The organism is uncultured Campylobacter sp., assembly GCF_937997405.1.
Taxonomy (GTDB): Bacteria; Campylobacterota; Campylobacteria; order Campylobacterales; family Campylobacteraceae; genus Campylobacter_B.
In genome coordinates, this window is the sequence record NZ_CALKTL010000129.1 from 1 (window position 1) to 20,457 (window position 20,457).

The 20,457-nt window shown below is 48.5% G+C and carries 20 protein-coding genes, 1 tRNA gene and 1 pseudogene; 17 read left to right on the forward strand and 5 right to left on the reverse strand.

Features of this window, described 5'->3' with window-relative positions:
* Positions 1–88 precede the first annotated feature (88 nt).
* The 4 genes from Q0372_RS06875 to Q0372_RS06890 form a co-directional block, all read right to left on the reverse strand.
* The gene (locus Q0372_RS06875) at positions 89–379 is read right to left on the reverse strand and encodes a YciI family protein (RefSeq protein WP_298104175.1); all 291 of its coding nucleotides are present in this window, start codon (positions 377–379) and stop codon (positions 89–91) included.
* Positions 380–458: 79 nt separating this feature from the next.
* Positions 459–1,712 (reverse strand): ComEC/Rec2 family competence protein, encoded by a 1,254-nt coding sequence (locus Q0372_RS06880; protein ID WP_298104177.1) that lies wholly within the window; start codon positions 1,710–1,712, stop codon positions 459–461.
* A 129-nt stretch (positions 1,713–1,841) separates the two neighbouring features.
* Positions 1,842–3,269 (reverse strand): type I glutamate--ammonia ligase, encoded by a 1,428-nt coding sequence (glnA, locus tag Q0372_RS06885; RefSeq protein WP_298104181.1) that lies wholly within the window; start codon positions 3,267–3,269, stop codon positions 1,842–1,844.
* 193 nt (positions 3,270–3,462) lie between these two features.
* Complete coding sequence (locus Q0372_RS06890; protein WP_298104184.1) at positions 3,463–4,251, reverse strand: histidinol-phosphatase; 789 nt, start codon at positions 4,249–4,251, stop codon at positions 3,463–3,465.
* A 71-nt stretch (positions 4,252–4,322) separates the two neighbouring features.
* Here Q0372_RS06890 and Q0372_RS06895 point away from each other — a divergent pair, with 71 nt between their 5' ends.
* The 17 genes and pseudogenes from Q0372_RS06895 (at position 4,323) to Q0372_RS06975 (ending at position 20,212) form a co-directional block, all read left to right on the forward strand.
* Entirely contained in the window at positions 4,323–5,585 is a 1,263-nt protein-coding gene (locus Q0372_RS06895) for a peptidase U32 family protein (RefSeq protein WP_298104187.1), read from the forward strand.
* Positions 5,582–6,082, forward strand: coding sequence for a 5-(carboxyamino)imidazole ribonucleotide mutase (purE, locus tag Q0372_RS06900; protein ID WP_298104190.1), 501 nt, complete (start codon positions 5,582–5,584; stop codon positions 6,080–6,082). The genes Q0372_RS06895 and purE overlap by 4 nt, the downstream gene beginning before the upstream one ends.
* Positions 6,083–6,085: 3 nt before the next feature.
* Positions 6,086–6,487 (forward strand): GyrI-like domain-containing protein, encoded by a 402-nt coding sequence (locus Q0372_RS06905; protein WP_297881932.1) that lies wholly within the window; start codon positions 6,086–6,088, stop codon positions 6,485–6,487.
* Between the two features lie 92 nt (positions 6,488–6,579).
* Positions 6,580–7,416 (forward strand): annotated as a pseudogene (gene glyQ, locus Q0372_RS06910) (glycine--tRNA ligase subunit alpha); the annotation flags it as partial.
* Positions 7,417–7,634: 218 nt separating this feature from the next.
* Positions 7,635–8,357, forward strand: a complete 723-nt coding sequence (locus Q0372_RS06915; protein ID WP_298104193.1) for a Nif3-like dinuclear metal center hexameric protein — start codon at positions 7,635–7,637, stop codon at positions 8,355–8,357.
* A 9-nt stretch (positions 8,358–8,366) separates the two neighbouring features.
* A complete protein-coding gene (locus Q0372_RS06920) occupies positions 8,367–9,074 on the forward strand; it encodes a zinc ribbon domain-containing protein (RefSeq protein WP_298104198.1) in 708 nt (235 codons plus the stop codon).
* Positions 9,071–10,459 carry a 3-deoxy-D-manno-octulosonic acid transferase gene (locus Q0372_RS06925; RefSeq protein ID WP_298104200.1) on the forward strand — a complete coding sequence of 463 codons (1,389 nt, stop codon included), beginning with the start codon at positions 9,071–9,073 and terminating at the stop codon, positions 10,457–10,459. The genes Q0372_RS06920 and Q0372_RS06925 overlap by 4 nt, the downstream gene beginning before the upstream one ends.
* Positions 10,459–11,208: an RluA family pseudouridine synthase gene (locus Q0372_RS06930; protein WP_298104203.1), complete on the forward strand. Its 750-nt coding sequence runs from the start codon at positions 10,459–10,461 to the stop codon at positions 11,206–11,208. The genes Q0372_RS06925 and Q0372_RS06930 overlap by 1 nt, the downstream gene beginning before the upstream one ends.
* A 66-nt stretch (positions 11,209–11,274) precedes the next feature.
* Complete coding sequence (gene ffh, locus Q0372_RS06935; protein WP_298104206.1) at positions 11,275–12,615, forward strand: signal recognition particle protein; 1,341 nt, start codon at positions 11,275–11,277, stop codon at positions 12,613–12,615.
* 78 nt (positions 12,616–12,693) lie between these two features.
* Positions 12,694–12,924, forward strand: coding sequence for a 30S ribosomal protein S16 (gene rpsP, locus Q0372_RS06940; protein WP_291939688.1), 231 nt, complete (start codon positions 12,694–12,696; stop codon positions 12,922–12,924).
* 1 nt (position 12,925) lies between these two features.
* Complete coding sequence (locus Q0372_RS06945; RefSeq protein WP_005873158.1) at positions 12,926–13,168, forward strand: KH domain-containing protein; 243 nt, start codon at positions 12,926–12,928, stop codon at positions 13,166–13,168.
* Positions 13,161–13,691 carry a ribosome maturation factor RimM gene (gene rimM, locus Q0372_RS06950; protein WP_298104209.1) on the forward strand — a complete coding sequence of 177 codons (531 nt, stop codon included), beginning with the start codon at positions 13,161–13,163 and terminating at the stop codon, positions 13,689–13,691. The genes Q0372_RS06945 and rimM overlap by 8 nt, the downstream gene beginning before the upstream one ends.
* Positions 13,688–14,389 (forward strand): tRNA (guanosine(37)-N1)-methyltransferase TrmD, encoded by a 702-nt coding sequence (trmD, locus tag Q0372_RS06955; protein WP_298104212.1) that lies wholly within the window; start codon positions 13,688–13,690, stop codon positions 14,387–14,389. The genes rimM and trmD overlap by 4 nt, the downstream gene beginning before the upstream one ends.
* Entirely contained in the window at positions 14,386–14,742 is a 357-nt protein-coding gene (gene rplS / locus Q0372_RS06960) for a 50S ribosomal protein L19 (protein ID WP_298104214.1), read from the forward strand. Before trmD ends, rplS begins: the two co-directional genes overlap by 4 nt.
* 295 nt (positions 14,743–15,037) lie before the next feature.
* Complete coding sequence (locus Q0372_RS06965; protein WP_298104216.1) at positions 15,038–17,992, forward strand: acyl-CoA dehydratase activase; 2,955 nt, start codon at positions 15,038–15,040, stop codon at positions 17,990–17,992.
* Positions 17,992–19,209 (forward strand): 2-hydroxyacyl-CoA dehydratase, encoded by a 1,218-nt coding sequence (locus Q0372_RS06970; protein ID WP_298104219.1) that lies wholly within the window; start codon positions 17,992–17,994, stop codon positions 19,207–19,209. The genes Q0372_RS06965 and Q0372_RS06970 overlap by 1 nt, the downstream gene beginning before the upstream one ends.
* Before the next feature lie 373 nt (positions 19,210–19,582).
* The gene (locus Q0372_RS06975; RefSeq protein WP_297963835.1) at positions 19,583–20,212 is read left to right on the forward strand and encodes a hypothetical protein; all 630 of its coding nucleotides are present in this window, start codon (positions 19,583–19,585) and stop codon (positions 20,210–20,212) included.
* 51 nt (positions 20,213–20,263) lie between these two features.
* Here the strand turns inward: Q0372_RS06975 and Q0372_RS06980 are convergent.
* Positions 20,264–20,354 (reverse strand) — tRNA-Ser (locus tag Q0372_RS06980).
* Positions 20,355–20,457 lie beyond the last annotated feature (103 nt).

Consider the following 20,457-nt stretch of genomic DNA (forward strand, 5'->3'; position numbering starts at 1 on the left):
CGCGGCACTGGGCACGTCGTATTCAGAGCTGATCGCCGTTTGCTTTACGTAAGGCGCGTAAATTTTAAAATTTAACCCGCGCAAGCCTCTATTCGCCGAAAAGCCTCCAAAACTCGGGCGCAAATTTCGTCGGCGTAAATTCTATGATCTCGTATTTTGCGACGCCGTTTTGAAAGAACGGATCTTGCGCGATGATCTCATCAAGCTCCGCGCGGTCTTTGGCATTGATTAAGATAATGCCGCCGGTGCGAGGGACTTTGCGCCCCGAGCAGATAAATTTATCCGCCGCATAAAATCGGTCTAAAAACGCGTTATGCTCGTTGATGAAGCGATCGATTTCGCTAATTTCTTTAACGTAAGTGAGGTTTGCAATAAACATTTTGATCCTTTGTGAGATTTAAAGCGCGATTTTAGCATAAAATTCCAACGGATAAAATTCCCGCCGGAATTTTCGTGCGCTACGTTATAAAAAATATCGGCGAAATTCCGATTATCGCGCACGCAACTGCTGCGTAGCGAAGCTTTATCGCAGCAAGCGCGCAGATGTTTGCGAGCGCGAAAAGAAGCGGCGGAATTTGCGCTTGAAAGCTCGGCAAAGTAAAATTTAAAAACGCAAGCAGCGGCGTATCGAGCGCGCCGCCGAGCCCGAATAGATGCAAAAATATGCTTAGCGGATAAAAGATCACGAACGCGTATCCTAGCGGCATTACGCTAAGCTGCTGCAGCGAAGCGGTCGGGAAGAAATAATAGACCGCTACGTTCATGCTGAGCCAAACGTAGAGGTTAAAAAGTATGACGTTCTGCCAGAACTTAAATTTAGGCGCGAAGTGGTGCAGGTAGAGGAAAATATACAGCACGCCGAGGCAGGAGAAATAAAATCCGATCGAAAAGGCTAAGTGTGGAAAAAACGCAAGCAGAAGCGCGATGGTGAGAAAAAGGTTCGTAAATTTAAGTACGTAGAAATTTCGCATCGCAAGGTAAAACCCCACGCAGCACATCGCAAGCGAGCGCAGAAAGCTCGGCGTAAAATCAAGCACGAAGAGATACCCGCTCATCAGCACGATCACAAAGACGCTAAGATCGCGCTTAGCGCTGCGATACGGAAAGTAGCAATCCTGAAAATAGCGATATATCGGCATCACCAAGAGAAAGACCGTGCTAAAGATAATGCCTAGATGAAAACCGCTGATCGAAATAATGTGCGCTATGCCCCAGTTCGTCACGCTGGCGCGCAGCGGTTTTGAAATTTCGGTCGCAAAATACAGCGCGGAGTAAAGATCCGCCGTCATCTCATCTTTGTGTTGGGCTCGGACAAACTCTATGGCGCGCCATTTTGCTCCGGAGGGCGCAAGCTCGTCTCCGATTTTAAAATTTGGCGCGTAAAAGCGCTGCTTTAAAAAATCTAAAAATTTTACGTTTTTCGTTACGATGCCGATATTTACGTGCGCGAAGCGGTGAAATTCCCGCCCGAGCCCGGCAGTCGTGTAGAGGGTGAAATCCGCCGTTTTGAGCTTTAGCACCGTGTAGGTGCGGCCGCGCTCGTTGGTTTTGGCGTAGGCGTTTAAAATTTGCGCGTCGTAAAAGGCGTAGTTTTTCTCGCGGAATTCTCTGAATTTATAAAATTTCAGACCTAAATTTAGCGATAAAATTCCAAGCAAAATAAGCAGAAAGTATAAAATTTCACGTTTGCGGTAAAAGAGTTGAAGCTTCACGGACGGTTTCTAAGTTCGCAGTTCGCGCGACGGAATTTCAAAAGCTCGCGCGCGGCTAAATTTTAAAATTCCAAAGCTTTATGCCGCTCCGCCCGGTGGAATTCCGGCGGCGCGGTATAAAATTTGGTCTTAGCACGAATAATTCGTCGCAAACTCAAACGGCGTAGGGCGCGCCTCGTAAGGCCAAACCTGAGTTTCAAATTTAAAATGCTGATAGGTCTCGATAAAAAGCTCGCTCATTATCGGGCGCAGGTATTCATTATCGCGGATCACCGCCTCTAGGCTGCCGCGAAGCGTGTGCGGAAGCTGCTCGATGCCGCGCTCGCGAATTTCATCCAGGTGCAGCTTGAATAAATTTTCATCCATCGGCCCCACCGGCTCGGTTTTGTTTTTGATGCCGTCGATTCCCGCCATCAGCATCGCCGCAAATGCCAAATATGGGCACGCGGTGCTATCGGGGAAGCGCATCTCCGCGCGCACGGAGTTCTCGCCGCTGCCGTAAGGGATACGGATCGAAGCGGAGCGGTTTTGGCTCGAATAAGTTAAAATCGACGGCGCCTCAAAGCCTGGAATTAGGCGCTTATAGCTGTTGGTGCTAGGATTCGTAAACGCCGCGACGCTGCGCGCATGCTTTAGCACGCCGCCGATATACCATCTAGCCGCGTCGCTTAAATTTGCGTAGTTGCCCTTTTTGTAAAAGGTATTTTTGCCCTTTTTCCAGATCGATTGGTGCACGTGCATTCCACTGCCGTTGTCGCCGTAGAGCGGCTTTGGCATAAAGGTCGCAGTCTTGCCGTTTAGGTGCGCGACCATCTTTACGACGTATTTGTATTTTTGCACGTTGTCGGCGGCCTCGACGAGAGTGCCGTATTTGACGCCGATCTCGCCCTGGCCTTGCGCTACTTCGTGGTGACAGATAAAGGTCTCAAGCCCGATCTGCTCAAGTACTTTTAGCATCTCGGCGCGCAGATCGACCATCGAATCGACGGGCTGGACGGGGAAGTAGCCGCCCTTTACGCCCGGGCGGTGGCCGCTGTTAAAGCCGTCTTTGTAGTTTTTGCCGCTGTTCCAATGCCCCTCTTCGGTATCTACCTTAAACATCGCGCAGTTCATATCGTCGATGATCTTTACGTCGTCGAAAACGAAAAATTCATTCTCCGGTCCGAAGTAGCAGGTATCTCCAAGGCCCGTGGTTTGCAGAAACTGCTCGGCTTTTTTAGCGATAGAGCGCGGGCATTTTTCATAAAGCTCGTTTTTGTAGATGTCGTAAACGTCGCAGATGACGATGATCGTAACGTCCGCGGTGAATGGATCTAAAAACGCCGTCCCTACGTCGGGCTTTAGCATCATATCGGATTTATCGATCGGCTGCCATGCCGCTACCGAGCTCGCGTCAAATGGAATTCCGTCAGCGAAGTCCTTCGGCAGGCGCTTGTAGTTATAAGCGACGTGGTGCCAGGTGCCTTTCAGATCGGTAAATCTAAAATCCACGAACTCGACCTCGTTTTCATCGCAAAATTTAAAAAATTCCTTCACGTCATTAACAAATTTTCCCATATTTTTTCCTTTTTTCGCCCGTATTCGGGCTAAATTTAACGGCGGATTTTAACATTATTTAGTTGAAATTCGACTTTATCTGCGCCATTTTGCGCGTCGCGATTTTTAAAATTTCTCGCCGCCGAAAATTTTAAAATTTTAAAATTTCTCGCCGCCACGCCTTTTTAAATTTAAAGGCGGCTGGCGTTAAAATTTACGCCAGATTTACGAACTGTCGCTCGCGGTTTTTGAAAACTGCGATCCGCTCGTAGCCGAACTCGCGCGCTTTGGCGTAAATTTTATCGTAGTTTAGTGCTACTTGAGCTACCGAGTGCGCGTCCGAGCTAAGCGTGATCGGCACGTCCGCATCCGCAAGCACCTCCAAAAGCGCGTCGCTTGGATAAATTTCATTTGCGGGCTTGCGAAGCCCCGCGGAGTTTAGCTCCACGACGATGCCGCTTTTTTTGATCGCGTTTATCGCGCCGCCTGCCAAAACTCTAATATCTTTTTTCGGAGTAAATTTAAAAATTTTAATCAGATCCATATGCCCTAAAATGTCGAATTTACCGCTTTTGCACAGCGCGCAGATCAGCGCAAAGTATTCGCGATAAACGTCGTCTATTTCGCGCCCACTCCACTGATCTAAAAATTCCTCGTTATCAAAGCCCCAGTTGTTTAAAAAATGCACCGAGCCGATGAGATAATCGACCTCGCGCGCGAAAATCCGCTCATCCATTAGCTCTTTTTTCGTCATAAAATCGACCTCATATCCCAGCCGCACGTCGATCCGCCCGCTAAACTCGTCCCGCAGATCCCTAATCATCCGCTCATAAAGCTCCATCTGCTCGAAGCTCATTCGGTATTTTTGATCGAAGTTCATCGGCGCGTGATCTGCAAAGCCGAAAATTTCTATGCCTCGTGCGATCGCCGCTTCCAAATACTGTCGCGGCTCGCCGTTAGCGTGGTTGCAAAGATAGGTGTGGTTGTGTAGATCGGCTCGCATCAACTGCTCCTTAAATAAAATTTTGGCTAAATTGTAGTAAAATCGTGCTTAAAAAATCACTAGGAATGTATTTGAAAAAACCCGAACTCTTAGCTCCTGCTGGGAATTTAACGAAACTAAAAATCGCCCTAGCTTACGGCGCGGACGCCGTGTATGCAAGCACCGGCTCATTTTCGCTGCGCCAGCGAAGCGCGAAGGAATTTAGCAAGGAAAGCTTTGCACAGGGCGTCGCGTACGCTCACGAGCGCGGCAAGAAGCTCTACGCGACCGTAAACGGCTTTGCGACCAACGGCCAGCTAGGAAACATCGAAAGGCATTTGGAATTTCTTCGCGACCTGCGCGTAGATGGAATTTTAATCGCCACTTTGGGCGTCGCGAGCCTTGCGCGAGCCGTAGCGCCTGAGATTCCGATTCACGTCTCTACCCAAGCTAACGTGCTAAATTATCTAGATGCGCAGGTTTGGGCGGAGCTGGGCGCCGTACGCATTGTCGCGGCGCGCGAAATGACGCTCAAAGACGCCGTGCAGATCAAAGATAAAATTCCAAATTTAGAGATTGAAATTTTCGTGCACGGCTCGATGTGCTTCGCATACAGCGGGCGCTGTCTTGTTAGCGCGATGCAAAGCGGGCGCTTCAGCAACCGCGGAAGTTGCGCGAACGACTGTAGATTTAACTACGAGCTTTATGCGAAAAATCCCGAAACCAGCGCGCTTTTTCGCTTGCAAGAGCGCGAGGGGGAGGGGACTTTCGTAATGAACGCGAAGGATCTTAGCCTCATTTCGCACGTGCAAAAGATCATGCAAACGGGCGCGATCGACAGCTTCAAAATCGAAGGGCGCACCAAGAGCGAATACTACGTCGCATGCGCCACGAACGCCTACCGCGCGGCGATCGACGATGCCGCGAGCGATAAATTTGAGGCCAGTGTTTACGAGCGCGAGATCGCGACGCTTAAAAACCGCGGCTTTAGCGACGGATATTTGATAAAGCGCCCGTACGAGCGAGAGGATACGCAAAATTTAGACCGCAGCATCGAGCTTGGCACGCATCAGGTTTGCGCGATCTCGCAGGACGGCGAGTTTATAAGCGTCAAGGATAAAATTTTACCCGGCGTTTCGTATGAAATTTTTGCCCCGCGCGGCTTTGAAATTTGCGCTTGCGATAATGAAATCGGCGAAATTTTTGAGCTTGACGGCAAGCCGTATTTAAAATTTAAGAGGCTGCAAAGCCGTAGCGGTAAGGAATTTAGCGAGATTCACAGCGGCAATCTAAATGAGATTAAGCTGCCTGCGAAGCTCGCGGAGTTTTGCTTTTTAAGAAAGGAGATAGAATGAAATTTGTTTCTATAATAATGGGCTCAAAGAGCGATTACGAGGTCGTTTACGAGGCGGCTAAAATTCTAAACGAATTTGGCGCGGCGTACGAGATGATCGTATCTTCGGCGCACCGAAGCCCCGCCCGCACGGCTAAATACGTCGCGGACGCCGAGAAAAAGGGCGCGCAGGTTTTCATCTGCGCGGCGGGCATGGCGGCGCATCTTGCGGGCGCGGTCGCTGCGAATACGACCAAGCCGGTGCTGGGCGTCCCGCTCGGCGGCAGCGCGCTTAGCGGCGTAGATGCGCTGTATTCGACCGTGCAGATGCCTGCGGGTATCCCCGTCGCGACGCTTGCGATCGGCAAGGCGGGCGCAAAAAACGCGGCGTATCTGGCGGTGCAAATTTTAGCTCTAAACGACGAGGTGCTAAGCTCGAAGCTAAAGGCGGATCGCGCGGCAAAAGCGGAGGCTCTGAAAAAGGACTCCGAGCAGATCGAAGTGCTGCTTGAAGATTAATCTATGAAAATTTTAAAATTGAGCGAAGGCTTTGAAATTTGTGGGCTAAAGACTCGCACGAATAACGCGGATGAGATTAGCGGGCGAGGGGCGATCGCAAATTTGTGGGGCGAGTTTTTAAAATTTAACGCTAGCAGAAGCAGCGCCGAGAAAAACGAAATTTATGCTGCGTATTACGACTACGAAAACGGCGCACAGGGCGAATACTCCGCGCTAATAGGCACTTGCTCGAAGGAGCAGCACCATAAAGAAAGCCACGACGAAGCTTGCAAATCCGCGAAGCAGTGCCGTAAAAATGAGCGCGATGAAACCGGCGATAAATTACGTATCGAAGCGGGCGATTACGCGGTTTTTGATTTTGCGAACGAGCCTACGAGAGTAGGCGAATGCTCGGCTGAAATTTGAAAAATTTAAGAGCCGCGAAGAGCCTTTGAGACGGGCTTTGAAAAGCACTCGGAAGATAGAATTTAAATTTACATATCGATAAAAGGATAAAAATGACGTTTTCACAGATTATTTTGACACTTCAAAACTACTGGCACGAGCAGGGCTGCTTGCTCGTTCAGCCCTACGATATGCCCGCGGGCGCAGGCACCTATCATCAGGCTACCTTTTTGCGCAGCCTAGGAAGCAAACCTTGGCGCGCGGCATACGTGGCACCCTCGCGTCGTCCCACAGACGGGCGCTACGGCGAAAACCCAAACCGCTTGGGCGCGTATTATCAGTTTCAGGTGATCTTAAAACCGAGCCCGGATAATATCCAAGAGCTCTATCTAAAAAGCCTAGAGAAGCTGGGGCTAGATCTTAAAAGCCACGATATCCGCTTCGTAGAAGATAACTGGGAGAGCCCGACGCTTGGAGCCTGGGGGCTTGGCTGGGAGGTTTGGCTAGACGGCATGGAGGTGACGCAGTTTACCTATTTTCAGCAGGTAGGCGGCATCACGTGCGAGCTAATTAGCGGCGAGATCACCTACGGACTTGAGCGCTTGGCGATGTATCTGCAAAACAAAGACGACGTTTACGACATCGTCTGGGACGACAAGGCGGGGCTCGTGACCTACGGCGACGTGCATAAAAGGGGCGAGTTCGAGTTTAGTAAATACAACTTCGAGCTTGCGGACACCGCGATGCTTTTTAATCAGTTTGAAAACTGCTTCGGCGAGTGCAAAAGCATCCTAAAGCACGGTCTGGCGCTTCCCGCGTATGATTACTGCATGCTCGCAGCGCACACGTTCAACGTCCTTGATGCGCGCGGAGCGATCTCGGTCACGCAGAGGCAGGATTATATTTTAAAGATTCGCGATCTTGCCAAAAACTGCGCGCTTTGCTACGCAGATCCGCAAAAATATGTCGCCGAGCTGGACGCCGCAACGTGCAGTGATAAAAAAAGTGGCAAAGACGGCGGCGCGGCAAATGAGAGGGAAAAGAGCGAGAAGTGCGGCGTTAAAGGGGCTACCTCGGCGCCAGCTTCCTCCGCAGGCGTAAATTTAAAAAACGCTTGCGGCAAGCAAAATTCCGCAAATAAAACAGATAAAAGCGCAGAGTAGGATTTATGAAAACGGGCGAAATTTATGAAATTTTAAACGCCACCGCGCCATTTTGCGACGCGGAGGCGTGGGATAATAGCGGGCTAATGCTCGGAAACTTGGATGATGAAATTTCAAAAATCTATCTAAGCCTCGACGTTACTAGCGAGCTGGTGCACGAGGCTGAGGTGGGCTCGCTTTTGGTGGTACACCACCCGCTGATTTTCAGCCCGCTAAAATCGCTTGATCCGCGGCTCTATCCTGCAAATTTGATCTATGAGATGATCCGCAAAAATATCTCTCTCATCGCGATGCATACGAACTTTGACAAGCACGTTTTAAACGGGTTCGTAGCGCGCGAAATTTTAAAATTTGAAATTACGGATGAGCGGGAATTTTTGGTTTTCATGCGCGCGGATTTGAGCTTTGAGGCTCTGTGTGCGGATATAAAACGCAAGCTTGGCATCGAGCATCTGCGCGCCGTAAAGACGAAAAATTTTATCCGAAATATCGCGCTTTGCACCGGCAGCGGAAGCGAACTGAACCAAAGCTTGGGCGTGGATTGTTTCATTACGGGCGATATAAAATATCACGCAGCGCTTCAAAATTTAGAAAACGGCGTGAGTTTGATCGATATAAATCATTTTGAAAGTGAGCGCTATTTTGGGCGCGCACTCGCACCTTTCTTGCAAAAAAGCGAAATTGAAGTTATAATAAGCGAGCAAAAAAATCCATTTACGTATTATTAAAGGAAAAAGATGAACAAATATTTAAGCCAATTGGTAGAGCTTTGCGAATTCGATAAGCAGCTGGACGGATTTAAGCCTAAAATCGAGGCCGCACAGGAGAAGCTGAGTAAAAAAAGCACTGAAATAAACGGCGCAAAAGAACAGATCGAAACTCTAAATGCGGAGATCGCCGAGCTAAAATCTCAAATTTTACAAGCAAACGCGCAGCTGAGCGCCTTTTCGTCTAAGCTAAAAAGCACGGGTAAAAAAAGCGGCGCAGCAAAAACCGAAAAGGAGATCAAAGCCCTTAGCGTCGAAGAGGACATCGCAAAAGAGCAGCTCGAAGCCACAAACGAGGAGATCGAAAGGCTAGAAAAGATCGTAGCCGCAAAGGAAGCGCTCGTAAAAGAGCAGAGCGAAAAGCAAGAGGCGTTTGAAGCCGAGCTAAAAAGCTTGCAAGAGCAGGTAAGCGCCGAGATGGGCGAGGTCGAGGTCGCACGCGGCGGGATCTACGCCAAGCGCGATAAACTAATGCAGGCGATGAATCCAAAAACCGTCTCATTCTACGAAAAGATCCGCAAGTGGGCGGGCAATACGGCGGTCTCGCCGGTGCGCAAGCAGGCCTGCTACGGCTGCTTTATGCGCATAAGCGACAAGACCTATTCTGCGGTCATCAAAAGCGACGACATCGTAACCTGCCCGTATTGCGGCAGAATTTTATATAAAGAAGCCAAGTGATCTACACCGCCTTGGCGTTTTTGGCGTGGCTCGTCGCTGCGCCTTTTATTTTTATCCTAAGCTTTAAAAAAAAATACCGCACGAGCCTGAAGGCGCGATTTTTTCTATACAAAAACCCTAAATTTAGCCCCGCTGCGGTGCACTTTCACGCTTGCAGCCTGGGCGAGGTAAACGCTCTTGCGCCGCTAATTTCTAAATTTGAGAGCGTCGCGCTTAGCACGACCACGCAGACGGGCTTTAATGCGGCGTGCGCGCTTACGCCGAACTCTCGCTACCTGCCGTTTGAAAACTGGCTTCCGTTTTGGCTTACGGGTAGCCGCGTGCTGGTGATCTTTGAAGCGGAGCTGTGGCTAAATTTGATCCGTTCCGCTAAATCGCGCGGAAGCTACGTGGTCCTGCTAAACGCGCGCATTAGCGACCGATCGTACGCGAGCTATCTGCATTTTAAGTTTTATTATCGCAAAGCGTTTGAAAATATCGATCTGGTGCTTGCGCAAAGCGAGCTTGATGCGGCGCGGCTGCGGGAGCTCGGCGCAAAAAATATAAAGGTCGCGGGCAACATAAAAAGCGCGAATATCGCCGTTGCGACGAAAGACTATTCCGCCACGGCCGCAAATAGCTTCGTGCTTACGATCTCAAACACTCACGAGAGCGAAGAGGAGCTTATTTTATCAAATTTAAACGATTTTATAAAATTTCACGGCTCGCAGAGTGCTCTCGAAAAATACCCGCGCACAACGGGCTCTAATGGCGATAGGAGCTTGCTTGCGGCTGAGCTTCGCGACGAGCAGGGCTCGACCGAGCCGGTAAATTTAAACGCAACTTCTTTGGATGCGACGACTTCAAGCGACGCTTCATCCGCCGTGCCGAATACGATGCCTTTAAACGGCGCGTCTTTAAATTCTGCCGTACCGAATACGGCGCTTTCGATTGCCGCGCCGCAAAAGCTAAAAATCATCCTGGCGCCGAGGCATCCTGAGCGCTTCGAAAAGGTACGTGAAATTTGCAAGGCTTGGGCGCGCGAGCATGGGCTTAGCTTTGAGCAGTTTAGCGACGGCGCGGGGCTTGAGAGCGATTTTATCTTGCTTGATGCCTTCGGCGAGCTAGCGAATTTTTATAAAATTTCAAACGCTGTGATCTTGGGCGGCAGTTTTTTGCCAAAGATCGGCGGACACAGCCCGATCGAGGCGGCGAGCTTCGGCGTGCCGATCATAAGTGGGCGATTTTTTCATAATCAAAAGGCGCTGTATGCGCTCGTACAAAATATCGCTCTATGCGGCGCGGATGAAATTTCAAGCGCTTTAAAAGAGCCGCTAAAGGGCACGCAGATAGATAAAATTTGCGATCTGCAAGAGATAGAAAATTTAATCAAGGAAAGAATTTAATGCAAGAAAAAGCCTACAAACTGCTGGCGGCGCAGGAAAATATCTCGCACAACGAAGCCAAGGCCCTCATTGACGCGGGGCTTGTGAGTGCGCGCGGCGCAAAGATCGCTCTAGCGCGCGAGATGCTCGGCGAAAATACTAAATTTAGCGTGATGAAGCCCGCAAAACCCGCGATCATTTATGAGGATGAGAACGTTTTGGCGGTCAATAAGCCGCCCTTTATGAGTAGCGAAAATTTGGAAAAAATCTATAAATTCGGCCTTCTAAACCGCCTGGATAAGGAGACTAGCGGCGTCGTGCTGCTGTACAAAAACGAGGAATTTCGCGAAGCGGCGATTTTGGAGTTTAAAAATTTGCGCGTGAAGAAAAGCTATATCGCGATCGTGAAGGGGATCGTGAGCGAAGAGATGAAATTTGACGAGCCGATTTTGACGATAAAGACCCGAAGCGGCGCGTTTTCTAAAATTTCGCCAAACGGCAAGAGCGCATTTAGCGAGGTTTATCCGCTGATGATAAGCGGCAAAAAATCGCTCGTAAAAGTGCGGATCGAGACGGGCAGGACGCATCAGATCCGCGTGCATCTGGCAAATGCAGGATTCGGCGTAATAGGCGATGAAAAATACGCCAAAAGTCGCGCGAAGCGGATGTTTCTGCACTCGTACGAGACCGAAATTTTGGGGCTAAAATTTAAAGCTCCGCTAGGTACAAGCTTCAACGAATTCGGCTTTGAAATTCCTAAAGAGCTCTGATATTCAATGGCTTTTAAGTTAATTTTAGGTAACATCGCAAGTTTAAAAATTTTATAAGGGATCAAAGTGTTTGAGATCATAAGCGAGTCGTTTAAAAACGCGGTCAATAAATTAAAAACAATTGATGACGAAAAAGCTTTAAAAAACGCCTTGGAGACGCTAAAAAAGGCGCTTTTAAAGGCCGACGTGCACCACAAAGTCGTAAAGGATTTTTTGGCGCTTGTCGAAGCCGATCTTCGCATCGGTACGATAGGGCAGAAGCCGTTTTTGCAGTCCATCAAGACAAATTTGACTAAAATTTTAACGGCGCCTAGAGGCAGCAGCCAGGGATTTGTGTTCGCTAGCACGCCTCCTACGGTAGCTTTGATGACGGGACTTCAAGGAAGCGGAAAATCCACGAGCACGATAAAACTCGCAAACTATCTGAAACTTCGTAAAAAAAAGGTCTTGGTCGCAGCCTGCGACTTGCAGCGCTTAGCCGCGGTCGAGCAGCTCCGCCAGCTATGCGAGGCTAACGAGATCGAGCTGTTTTTTATCGAGGGCGAGAGCGATCCGCTAAAGGTTGCGGAAAAAGCGCTAAGCAAGGCTAAAAGCGGGCTTTATGACGTACTGCTCGTAGATACGGCGGGACGTCTTGCGATCGATGAGGCGCTGATGGCACAGCTTGCGGAGATGAAAAAAGCTCTAAATCCGCATGAAATTTTTTACGTAGCGGACGCTATGAGCGGTCAAGACGGCATTAAAACGGCCGCTAAATTTGATGAAGTTTTAGGCCTTACGGGCGTGATCTTAAGCAAATTTGACGCAGATACCAAAGGCGGCGTAGCTCTTGGTATCGCGCAGCAGCTTGGCATCCCGCTTCGCTTTATCGGAACCGGCGAAAAGGTTGCCGATCTGGAGGGCTTTATACCCGATAGAATCACCGGCCGCATTATGGGCGAGGGCGATTTAGCGACGCTAGCCGAGAAAACAAGCGCCGTCTTCGACGAAAGAGAAGCCAAGGCTCTGAACAAAAAGATCAAAAAAGGCGAGTTTAATTTCAACGATTTCGTAAATCAGCTCGAAAGCGTGAAAAAGCTCGGCAATATGAAAAATTTGATCGGCATGATCCCCGGGCTTTCCGGCATGGCGAATAAGATAAAAGATATCGATTTGGAAAACTCCAAAGAGATACTTCATATCAAAGCAATGATTAACTCTATGACGCCGAAAGAGCGCGAAAATCCCGATCTGCTAAATAATTCGCGTAAGCGCAGACTTGCTGCCGGCGCAGGGCTTTCGCAGGTGGAGGTGAACCGCTTTTTGAAGCAGTTTGCGGGCGCTTCGAAGCTTGCGAAGAAATTTTCAAGCAAGGGTGGTATGCAGGGGCTTGCCTCGATCGCTCAAAGGCAAAATTTACCGAGATAGCCTCTCGGTAGAGTTTGCAGATGTTTAAGTTTTAGCCATCTGCAAGTTCTAAAACTTACAAAAATTTAAGGAGAAAAAATGGCAACAGTTGTTAGGCTTACAAGAATCGGAAGAAAGAAGCAGCCTTTTTACCGCATCGTGGTAACGGATAGCAGGAAAAGACGCGACGGCGGCTTTATCGAGACGATCGGCTTTTATAATCCGCTAAAACAGAGCGATAATATCAAATTCGACGCGGAGCGTTTGGCATACTGGAAGAGCGTAGGCGCGAAGTTAAGCGATAGGGTCGCTCAAATCACAAGCAAATAAAATGGTAGAAAATTTTATAAAAGAATACGCAAAGTTGATCGCCGACTATCCGCAGTCCGTCTCTACGCAAAAGCGGGTCGGTGAAAACTTTACCGAGATCATCGTCTATGCCGACAAGGCCGACACCGGCAAACTCATCGGCAAGGACGGCAAAATGATAAACGCCATAAAGACCGTCATCATCGGCTATAAAGCAAAAGATCCGATCAATTATAAAATTACCGTCAAAGCCAAAGATGCCTGATGATCTTTTAGAGGTCGCGAAGCTCGGTAGGACTATCGGTCTAAAGGGCGCGGTTAAAATTTTTGATCGCAGCGACTTCCCCTCTCAGTTTAAAAAAGGCGCCAAATTTTATCTGAGAAACGGCGAAATTTTAGAAATTCTATCCTTCAACGGCACGAACTCTAGCGCCATTTTTAAAAATTACGAAAGCGTAGAAGCAGCGGCAAATTTAACTAACCAAATCCTTTACCGAAGCAAAGAGGACACGCGGAAATTTTGCAAATTGCAAAAGGGCGAGTTCTTTTACTTCGATATCATCGGGCTTGAAATTTACGAAGACGGCGCGGTTTTGGGGCGCGTAAGGGGCATATCGCAGATCGGAAGCGGCTATCTTTTCGAGGTAGAAACAGATGCAAGCTTAATCTCGCAGGCTTTGTCGAAAGAATTTTTTATCCCCTACGTGGACGCCTATGTGAAAGAAATTTCGCTTAGCGAGCGTAAAATTTTTACGCAAAATGCGCGCGCGATTTTGGAAAACTCATGAATTTTATCTTCGTTTCGCTGTTTGAAAATCTCATCGCGCCGTATTTTGAAGACTCGATTTTAAAGCGCGCAGTCGATAATAAAATAATCTCGACGCATTTTTTTAATCCGCGAAATTTCACGGCAAATCGGTATAAAAAGGTAGATGATTATATGATCGGCGGCGGTGCGGGGCTTTTGATCGGCACGGAGCCGCTTGCCGGGACGATCGAGCAAGTAAGAGCTAAATTTAAAAACGCCAAGTTTATCTACCTCTCGCCTGCCGGTAAGAAATTTAATCAAAACGACGCTAAGCGTCTAAGCGGCGAAGAGAGCCTATGCTTTATCTGCGGGCGCTACGAGGGGATTGATGAGCGCATAGTCGAAAGATATGTAGATGAAATTTTTTGCATCGGCGATTTCGTTCTTACCGGCGGAGAGCTCGGTGCGCTTTGTATGTGCGATGCTATAAGTCGCAACATAAAGGGCGTTTTGGGCAACGAAAGTTCGCTCGTCGAAGAAAGCTTTGAAGGCGGAATTTTAGAGGCGCCCGCATTTACAAAGCCCGATGTTTTTGAAAATTTACCTATAGTTTCAGAGTTTTTAAAGGGTAATCACGCTAAAATGCGCGATTTAAAAAACCAAATGGCGCTATGTAAAACAAGGTTCTTCCGCCCGGATATGTACCGAAAGATCGCCAAAAATAAAGGAAATTTATGAAAAACAAGTATATCCAAGCGTTTGAGGACGCTCAGATCACAAGCAAAAGTGTGCCTGATTTCCGTGCCGGCGACACCTTAAAGGTAGCCATCAGGATCAAAGAGGGCGATAAGAGCAGAATTCAAAATTTTGAAGGCACCTGCATTGCGCGCCGTGGAAACGGCGTCGGCGAGACTTTTATCATTCGAAAGATCGGCGCTAATAGCGTCGGCGTAGAGAGAATTTTCCCGATCTACAGCGAGAGTATCGAAAGCATCGAGGTTCTAAGAAAAGGACGCGTTCGCCGCGCGAAGCTATTTTACCTACGCGACAGACGCGGTAAATCGGCTAAAATCAAAGAGCTTCGAAAATAATCCTTTAAATTTACGCTTCCCAATTCAAAAGGAAGCTCTTTTTATAATGCGCGAGATTTTAAAAAATTTCGCGCAAAATCTACTCACATTAAATCTAAAATTTTACAACTTTTCCATTAAAATTTTTAATTTTAAACCGCCTAAAAATCGTCTTTTCCGATAGAAAAAGATAAAATATATCCTGATTTTATTTGCGTTTAAAAATATTACTATAAAATGCAAATTTTAATTTAGAAAGCTCGCGCTAAATTCGAGGATTCGGCCGAGTAAAAATTTATTCAGTAAAGAGCAAGATGTGATTTTTTTAGGCATTGACGTAGGATCAACCACTGTTAAAACGGTAGTTTTAAACGAAAAATATGAAATTTTAAGCAAGAGCTACGAGCGGCATTTGGCAAAGCCCAAAGAGCTGGTGCTGGATAAAATTTTGCAAATCCAAAAAAGCTATGCAGGCGAGCAATTTAGCGTCGCCATAGCGGGTTCGGCTGGCATGGGTATCGCCAAAAATTGTAAAATTCCGTTCGTCCAGGAGGTTTTTGCTACCTCGCTCGGCGTCAAACGGATGTTTCCGAAGACCGACGTCGTCATCGAGCTGGGCGGCGAGGATGCTAAAATTTTATTTCTCACGGGCGGACTTGAGGAGCGGATGAACGGCTCGTGCGCGGGCGGCACCGGCGCATTTATTGATCAGATGACCAACCTTTTGCATCTGGATATCACGGAGCTCGACCGTCTAAGCTTTGCGGCAAATAAAATTTACCCGATCGCCTCACGCTGCGGCGTGTTCGCCAAAAGCGACATTCAGCCGCTACTAAATCAAGGCGTTAGAAAAGAGGATATTTGCGCTAGTATCTACGCCGCGGTCGTCGAGCAGACGATCTCGGGGCTTGCGCAGGGTCGCGAAGTTAAGGGCAATATCCTGTTTTTGGGCGGCCCGTTGTTTTTCCTAAAAGGCCTTCAGGCGCGCTTTAAAGAGGTGCTAAAGCTCACCGACGAAACCGCGACCTTCCCCGACATTGCGCCTTATTTTGTGGCTTACGGTAGCGCGCTGTACGCAAAAGATACGGGCGAGATGTTAAATTTAGATGAGACGATCGCGCTTTTAAAAAAGGAGCCTGACAGGACCGCGCTGGAAGCCGAGCCGCCGCTTTTCAAAGACAGAGCGGAATTTGACGAGTTCATCGCCCGCCATGCCCGCGCGAGCGTGCCTAAGGTGGATATCCACACCTACAGCGGAGATGCGTATTTGGGTGTGGATTGCGGCAGCACCACGATCAAAGTCGTACTGATAGGCGCAAACTACGAGCTACTCTATAAATTTTACTCCTCCAATAAAGGTGATCCCGTAGATATCCTGCTGCCGCGTCTTAAGGAGCTATACGATCTTTGCGAGGGTCGCATCAAGATCAAGGGCAGCGGTGTTACCGGCTACGGCGAGGATCTCATTAAAACCGCCTTTCGCTTCGATTACGGTATAGTCGAGACGATCGCGCATTACAGCGCCGCACGCCACTTCAATCCGAAGGTCGATTTTATCATCGACATCGGCGGTCAGGACATCAAGTGTTTCTCCATTAAAGATGGCAATATCGATTCTATCGTGCTAAACGAAGCGTGCAGCTCGGGTTGCGGCTCGTTTTTGCAGACCTTTTCAAATTCTTTGGGTTACGACATTAAAGATTTTGCAAACCTAGCCCTTTTTGCGACTCATCCCGCTAAGCTTGGTAGCCGCTGCACGGTATTTATGAACTCTTCGGTTAAACAGGCTCAAAAGGACGGCGCTACGATCGAGGATATCAGCGCGGGTCTTGCTATTAGCGTCATAAAAAACGCGATTTACAAGGTCATCCGCGTGCGAAACGCCGACGATCTTGGGCAAAACATCGTAGTGCAGGGCGGTACTTTTTTAAATAACGCCGTGCTACGAGCTTTTGAAAAAGAGCTCGGCAAGGACGTGATCCGTCTAGATATCAGCGAGCTTATGGGTGCATACGGTGCGGCGCTTTTTGCCAAAAATAACGCAAACGAGCGTACCGATATGATCAGTCGTGCAGAGCTTGAAAGCTTCACTCATCGCAGCGAATTTAGCGTCTGCAAGCTCTGTACGAACAAATGCCCGCTTACGATCAGCTACTTCGGCGATACTAAATTTGTCTCGGGCAATAAATGCGAGCGCGGCGCGGGTAAGGAGATCCGCCACGACATCACGAATTTATTCGAATTTAAAAACGAGCTTTTGAAAAAATACCGCAAGCCGCCGAAGCAAGACGCACCGCGAGTCGGAATTCCGTTTGTTTTGAATATGTTTGAGATGATCCCATTTTGGAGCGCGTTTTTTGAAAATTTAGGCATGAGCGTCGTGCTGTCGCAAAAGCCGCGAAAAGAGACGCTGTTTTTAGCAAGCCAAAGTATACCGAGCGATACCGTCTGCTACCCGGCTAAAAGCGTGCACGGCCACATCTACGATCTGCTAAATAAGAGCGTCGATTTTATCTTTTATCCGTGTATGAGCTACAGCCTCGATGAAAATATCAGCGAGAACTGCTACAACTGCCCCGTAGTCGCATACTATCCCGAACTGATACGCGCGAACGTAGGTGCGCTGGAGGAGAAAAAATTTCTCTATCCGCACGTGGATCTTAATATGCAAGATTCGTTTTGCAAAACGATGCAGGCTGAGCTTGCGGACGCCGGGTATAAATTTCACTCCGACGCCGTGAAAAACGCTGTCTTGCAAGGCCTTAAGGAGCTGCAGAACTATAAAAATACCGTTTTAATAAAAGGCGAGGAAACCCTAAAAGAGATACAAAGTAGCGGTGCTAGCGCCATTGTGCTAGCGGGTCGTCCGTATCATATCGATAAGACGATAAATCACGGTATCGATCGCTATCTAAATTCCTTGGGCTTTATAGTGCTTAGCGAGGACGCGCTGCCGCTTAGCAGGGTGCAGACGAAAAGCCTTAATCAATGGACCTACCACGCCAGGCTTTATAGCGCGGCGCGGTTCGTCTGTAAATACCCGCGCATGCAGCTGGTGCAGCTAGTGAGCTTTGGCTGCGGGATCGATGCGATCACGGGCGACGAGGTGCGCGACATACTGCGTCAAAACGGTAAAATTTACACTCAACTTAAAATCGACGAGGTTACGAACCTAGGTGCGGTCAAGATCCGCCTGCGTAGCCTAAAAGCGACTATGATAGAGCGCGAAAGGCAAGGCGCGCAACAAGAAGCAAGAAAGGATGCGCGCTAATGTTTGCTAAATTTACAAAAGATATGAAAGCGACCCACACGATATTGATCCCTACGATGATCGATCCGCATTTTCGCTTTATGCAAGGCGTGCTGCGCGACGAGGGCTATAAGAGCGTCTTGCTCGGCGAAAATCGTCAAAATATCGTCGAGGAGGGGCTTCGCAGCGTGCATAACGACATGTGTTACCCCGCGCTGCTCGTCATCGGGCAGTTTATCGACGCGCTAAAAAGCGGCGAGTTTGATACGCACAAAGTAGCGCTTCTCATCAGCCAAACGGGCGGCGGCTGCAGAGCGAGCAACTACATAAATTTGCTTCGCAAAGCGCTTGAGGACAGCGGCTTTAGTTATGTCCCCGCGATCTCGTTAAATTTCGGCTCGCTAGATGAGAATGAATTTAGCCTAGGCAAAAAATCGCTTCTAAAGCTCTTTGCCGCGATATTTTACGGCGATTTGATGATGGGGTTGTATAATCAGTGCAAGCCCTACGAAAAGATCAAAAATCAAACGAATGAAATTTACGAACTCTGCGCCGAACGGATCAAAAATTTGACCGATCAAAGATCGTTTTTCAATCTCAAGAAAAATTTCAAATTTATCCTCTCGCAGTTCGCTAAAATCGAGCGCGATGATAAGCCGCGAGTAAAAGTAGGCATCGTGGGCGAAATTTATCTCAAATACTCGCCCATCGGCAACAACGGCCTAAACGCCTATCTCATCCGCGAAAACGCCGAGCCCGTAAATACGGGGCTGATGGACTTCGTGCTTACCTGCATCTACGATGCGGTCTACGATAAGCAGCTCTACGGCAAGGGCGGTACGGCGTATTACGGCTCGCTTGCGGTCGCTAAAGTGGTGGAATTTTTCCAGCGCATGATGATTAAGCAGATGAAGCGCTTCGGATTTCGCGCGCCGAGCCCATTTAGCGAGGTTCGTGCCGCCGCTGACGGCTACATCGGTCACGGCGTGAAGATGGGCGAGGGCTGGCTGCTGACGGCGGAGATGGTCGAGTTTATGCGCCATGGTATACAAAACGTCGTGTGCGCGCAGCCCTTCGGCTGCCTGCCAAACCACATCATCGCGCGCGGAATGATCCGAAAGATCAAACAGAACTACCCGCAAGCAAACATCGCCGCTATCGACTACGACCCGGGCGCAAGCGCGGTAAATCAAGAAAACCGCATAAAGCTGATGCTTGCTAACGCAAATAGAAAGTAGCCCGCCACATATCAAAAATGGCTTTGGAATTTTAAATTCTAAAGCCTGACATAAAATTTTAAAATTTAAAAGCAAGCTCGCGATGACGGTTAAATTTTTGACGCACAAATGGCTCGCTTCCTTTCGCGAAATTTCCTCGAGATTTTAAAATTTTAAATCTCGATAGCGCTCTTGTGCTTCTTTTACCTCTTCCGCGCATTCCGGCTTCAGTTCTTGTGAAATCTCATCGGAATTTCATAAAAGTCCGCGCGAAATTCTACGCGTCGCCGTCGCGAAATTTCGCGCAGAATCCCATTTTGCCACGTCATAAAATTCCACTCTCATTAAGGCAAAATTTAATACAATCCGTCTTTAAATTTTACGAAGGAAGTTTATGAAATTTTGGATTTGCGGCGTGGTTTTGGCACTATGCTGTGGAGTTTTTAGCGGATGCGCGAGTAAGAATTTGCCGGGCTACATGCAAGGGCGCGAGCATATCATCGCTATGAGCGCGGCGTCCGGCGGTCAGCTGCGTATGAGTGGTGAGATTTACGATTATGTATTTGATGCGAATCTTAGCGCCGTGCGCGCCAAGGTCGCAAGTCTGGCGTCGCTGAATAAAGACGCGATAAGGCGCAACGTAAGCATGCTCACGATCGACAGATATAACGAGGGTAGCGATGCTGCGTATATCCAGCATGAAATCGAGCTTGTAAAATACGATCTACCGCTATCCGTGCAGGCTAAGCTGATGGATGATCCAGAGCAGCTGGAGCCCGCGTATAGTTCTACGTTTCGCTACTCTTATCTGATCGAAGGCAAATATTTTAAGCGCTTAAAAGATCACGACGAGCTGCGCAGATCGCACCGCCTAAGCGTGCCGATCGAGTATCCCGCGCGTATAGCGGTCGATAGCGGGATCAAAAGCGAGCGCGATGCGAAAATGGATACCGATATACAAGGACTCATCGTAATGCCGCTAATGATGCCGGTGCTGCTTTTAGGCAGTATCCTAGACGGCTAAAATCGATTGAATCACGGAAGTGAAATTTTATTGATTTAAATTCTAAAATAGTGGCGGACAGAGAGGGATTTGAACCCTCGAGCCCCGGTTAGAAGCTGCACCCTTAGCAGGGGTGTGGTTTCGGCCACTCACCCATCTGTCCACAAAAAGAAATTGCATTATACATAACTAATCTAATAATGGGCTTAAATTATCTCGCATCCATCTTATGGCGACGCGGAATTCTATCTCGCTTTGGCACGGCG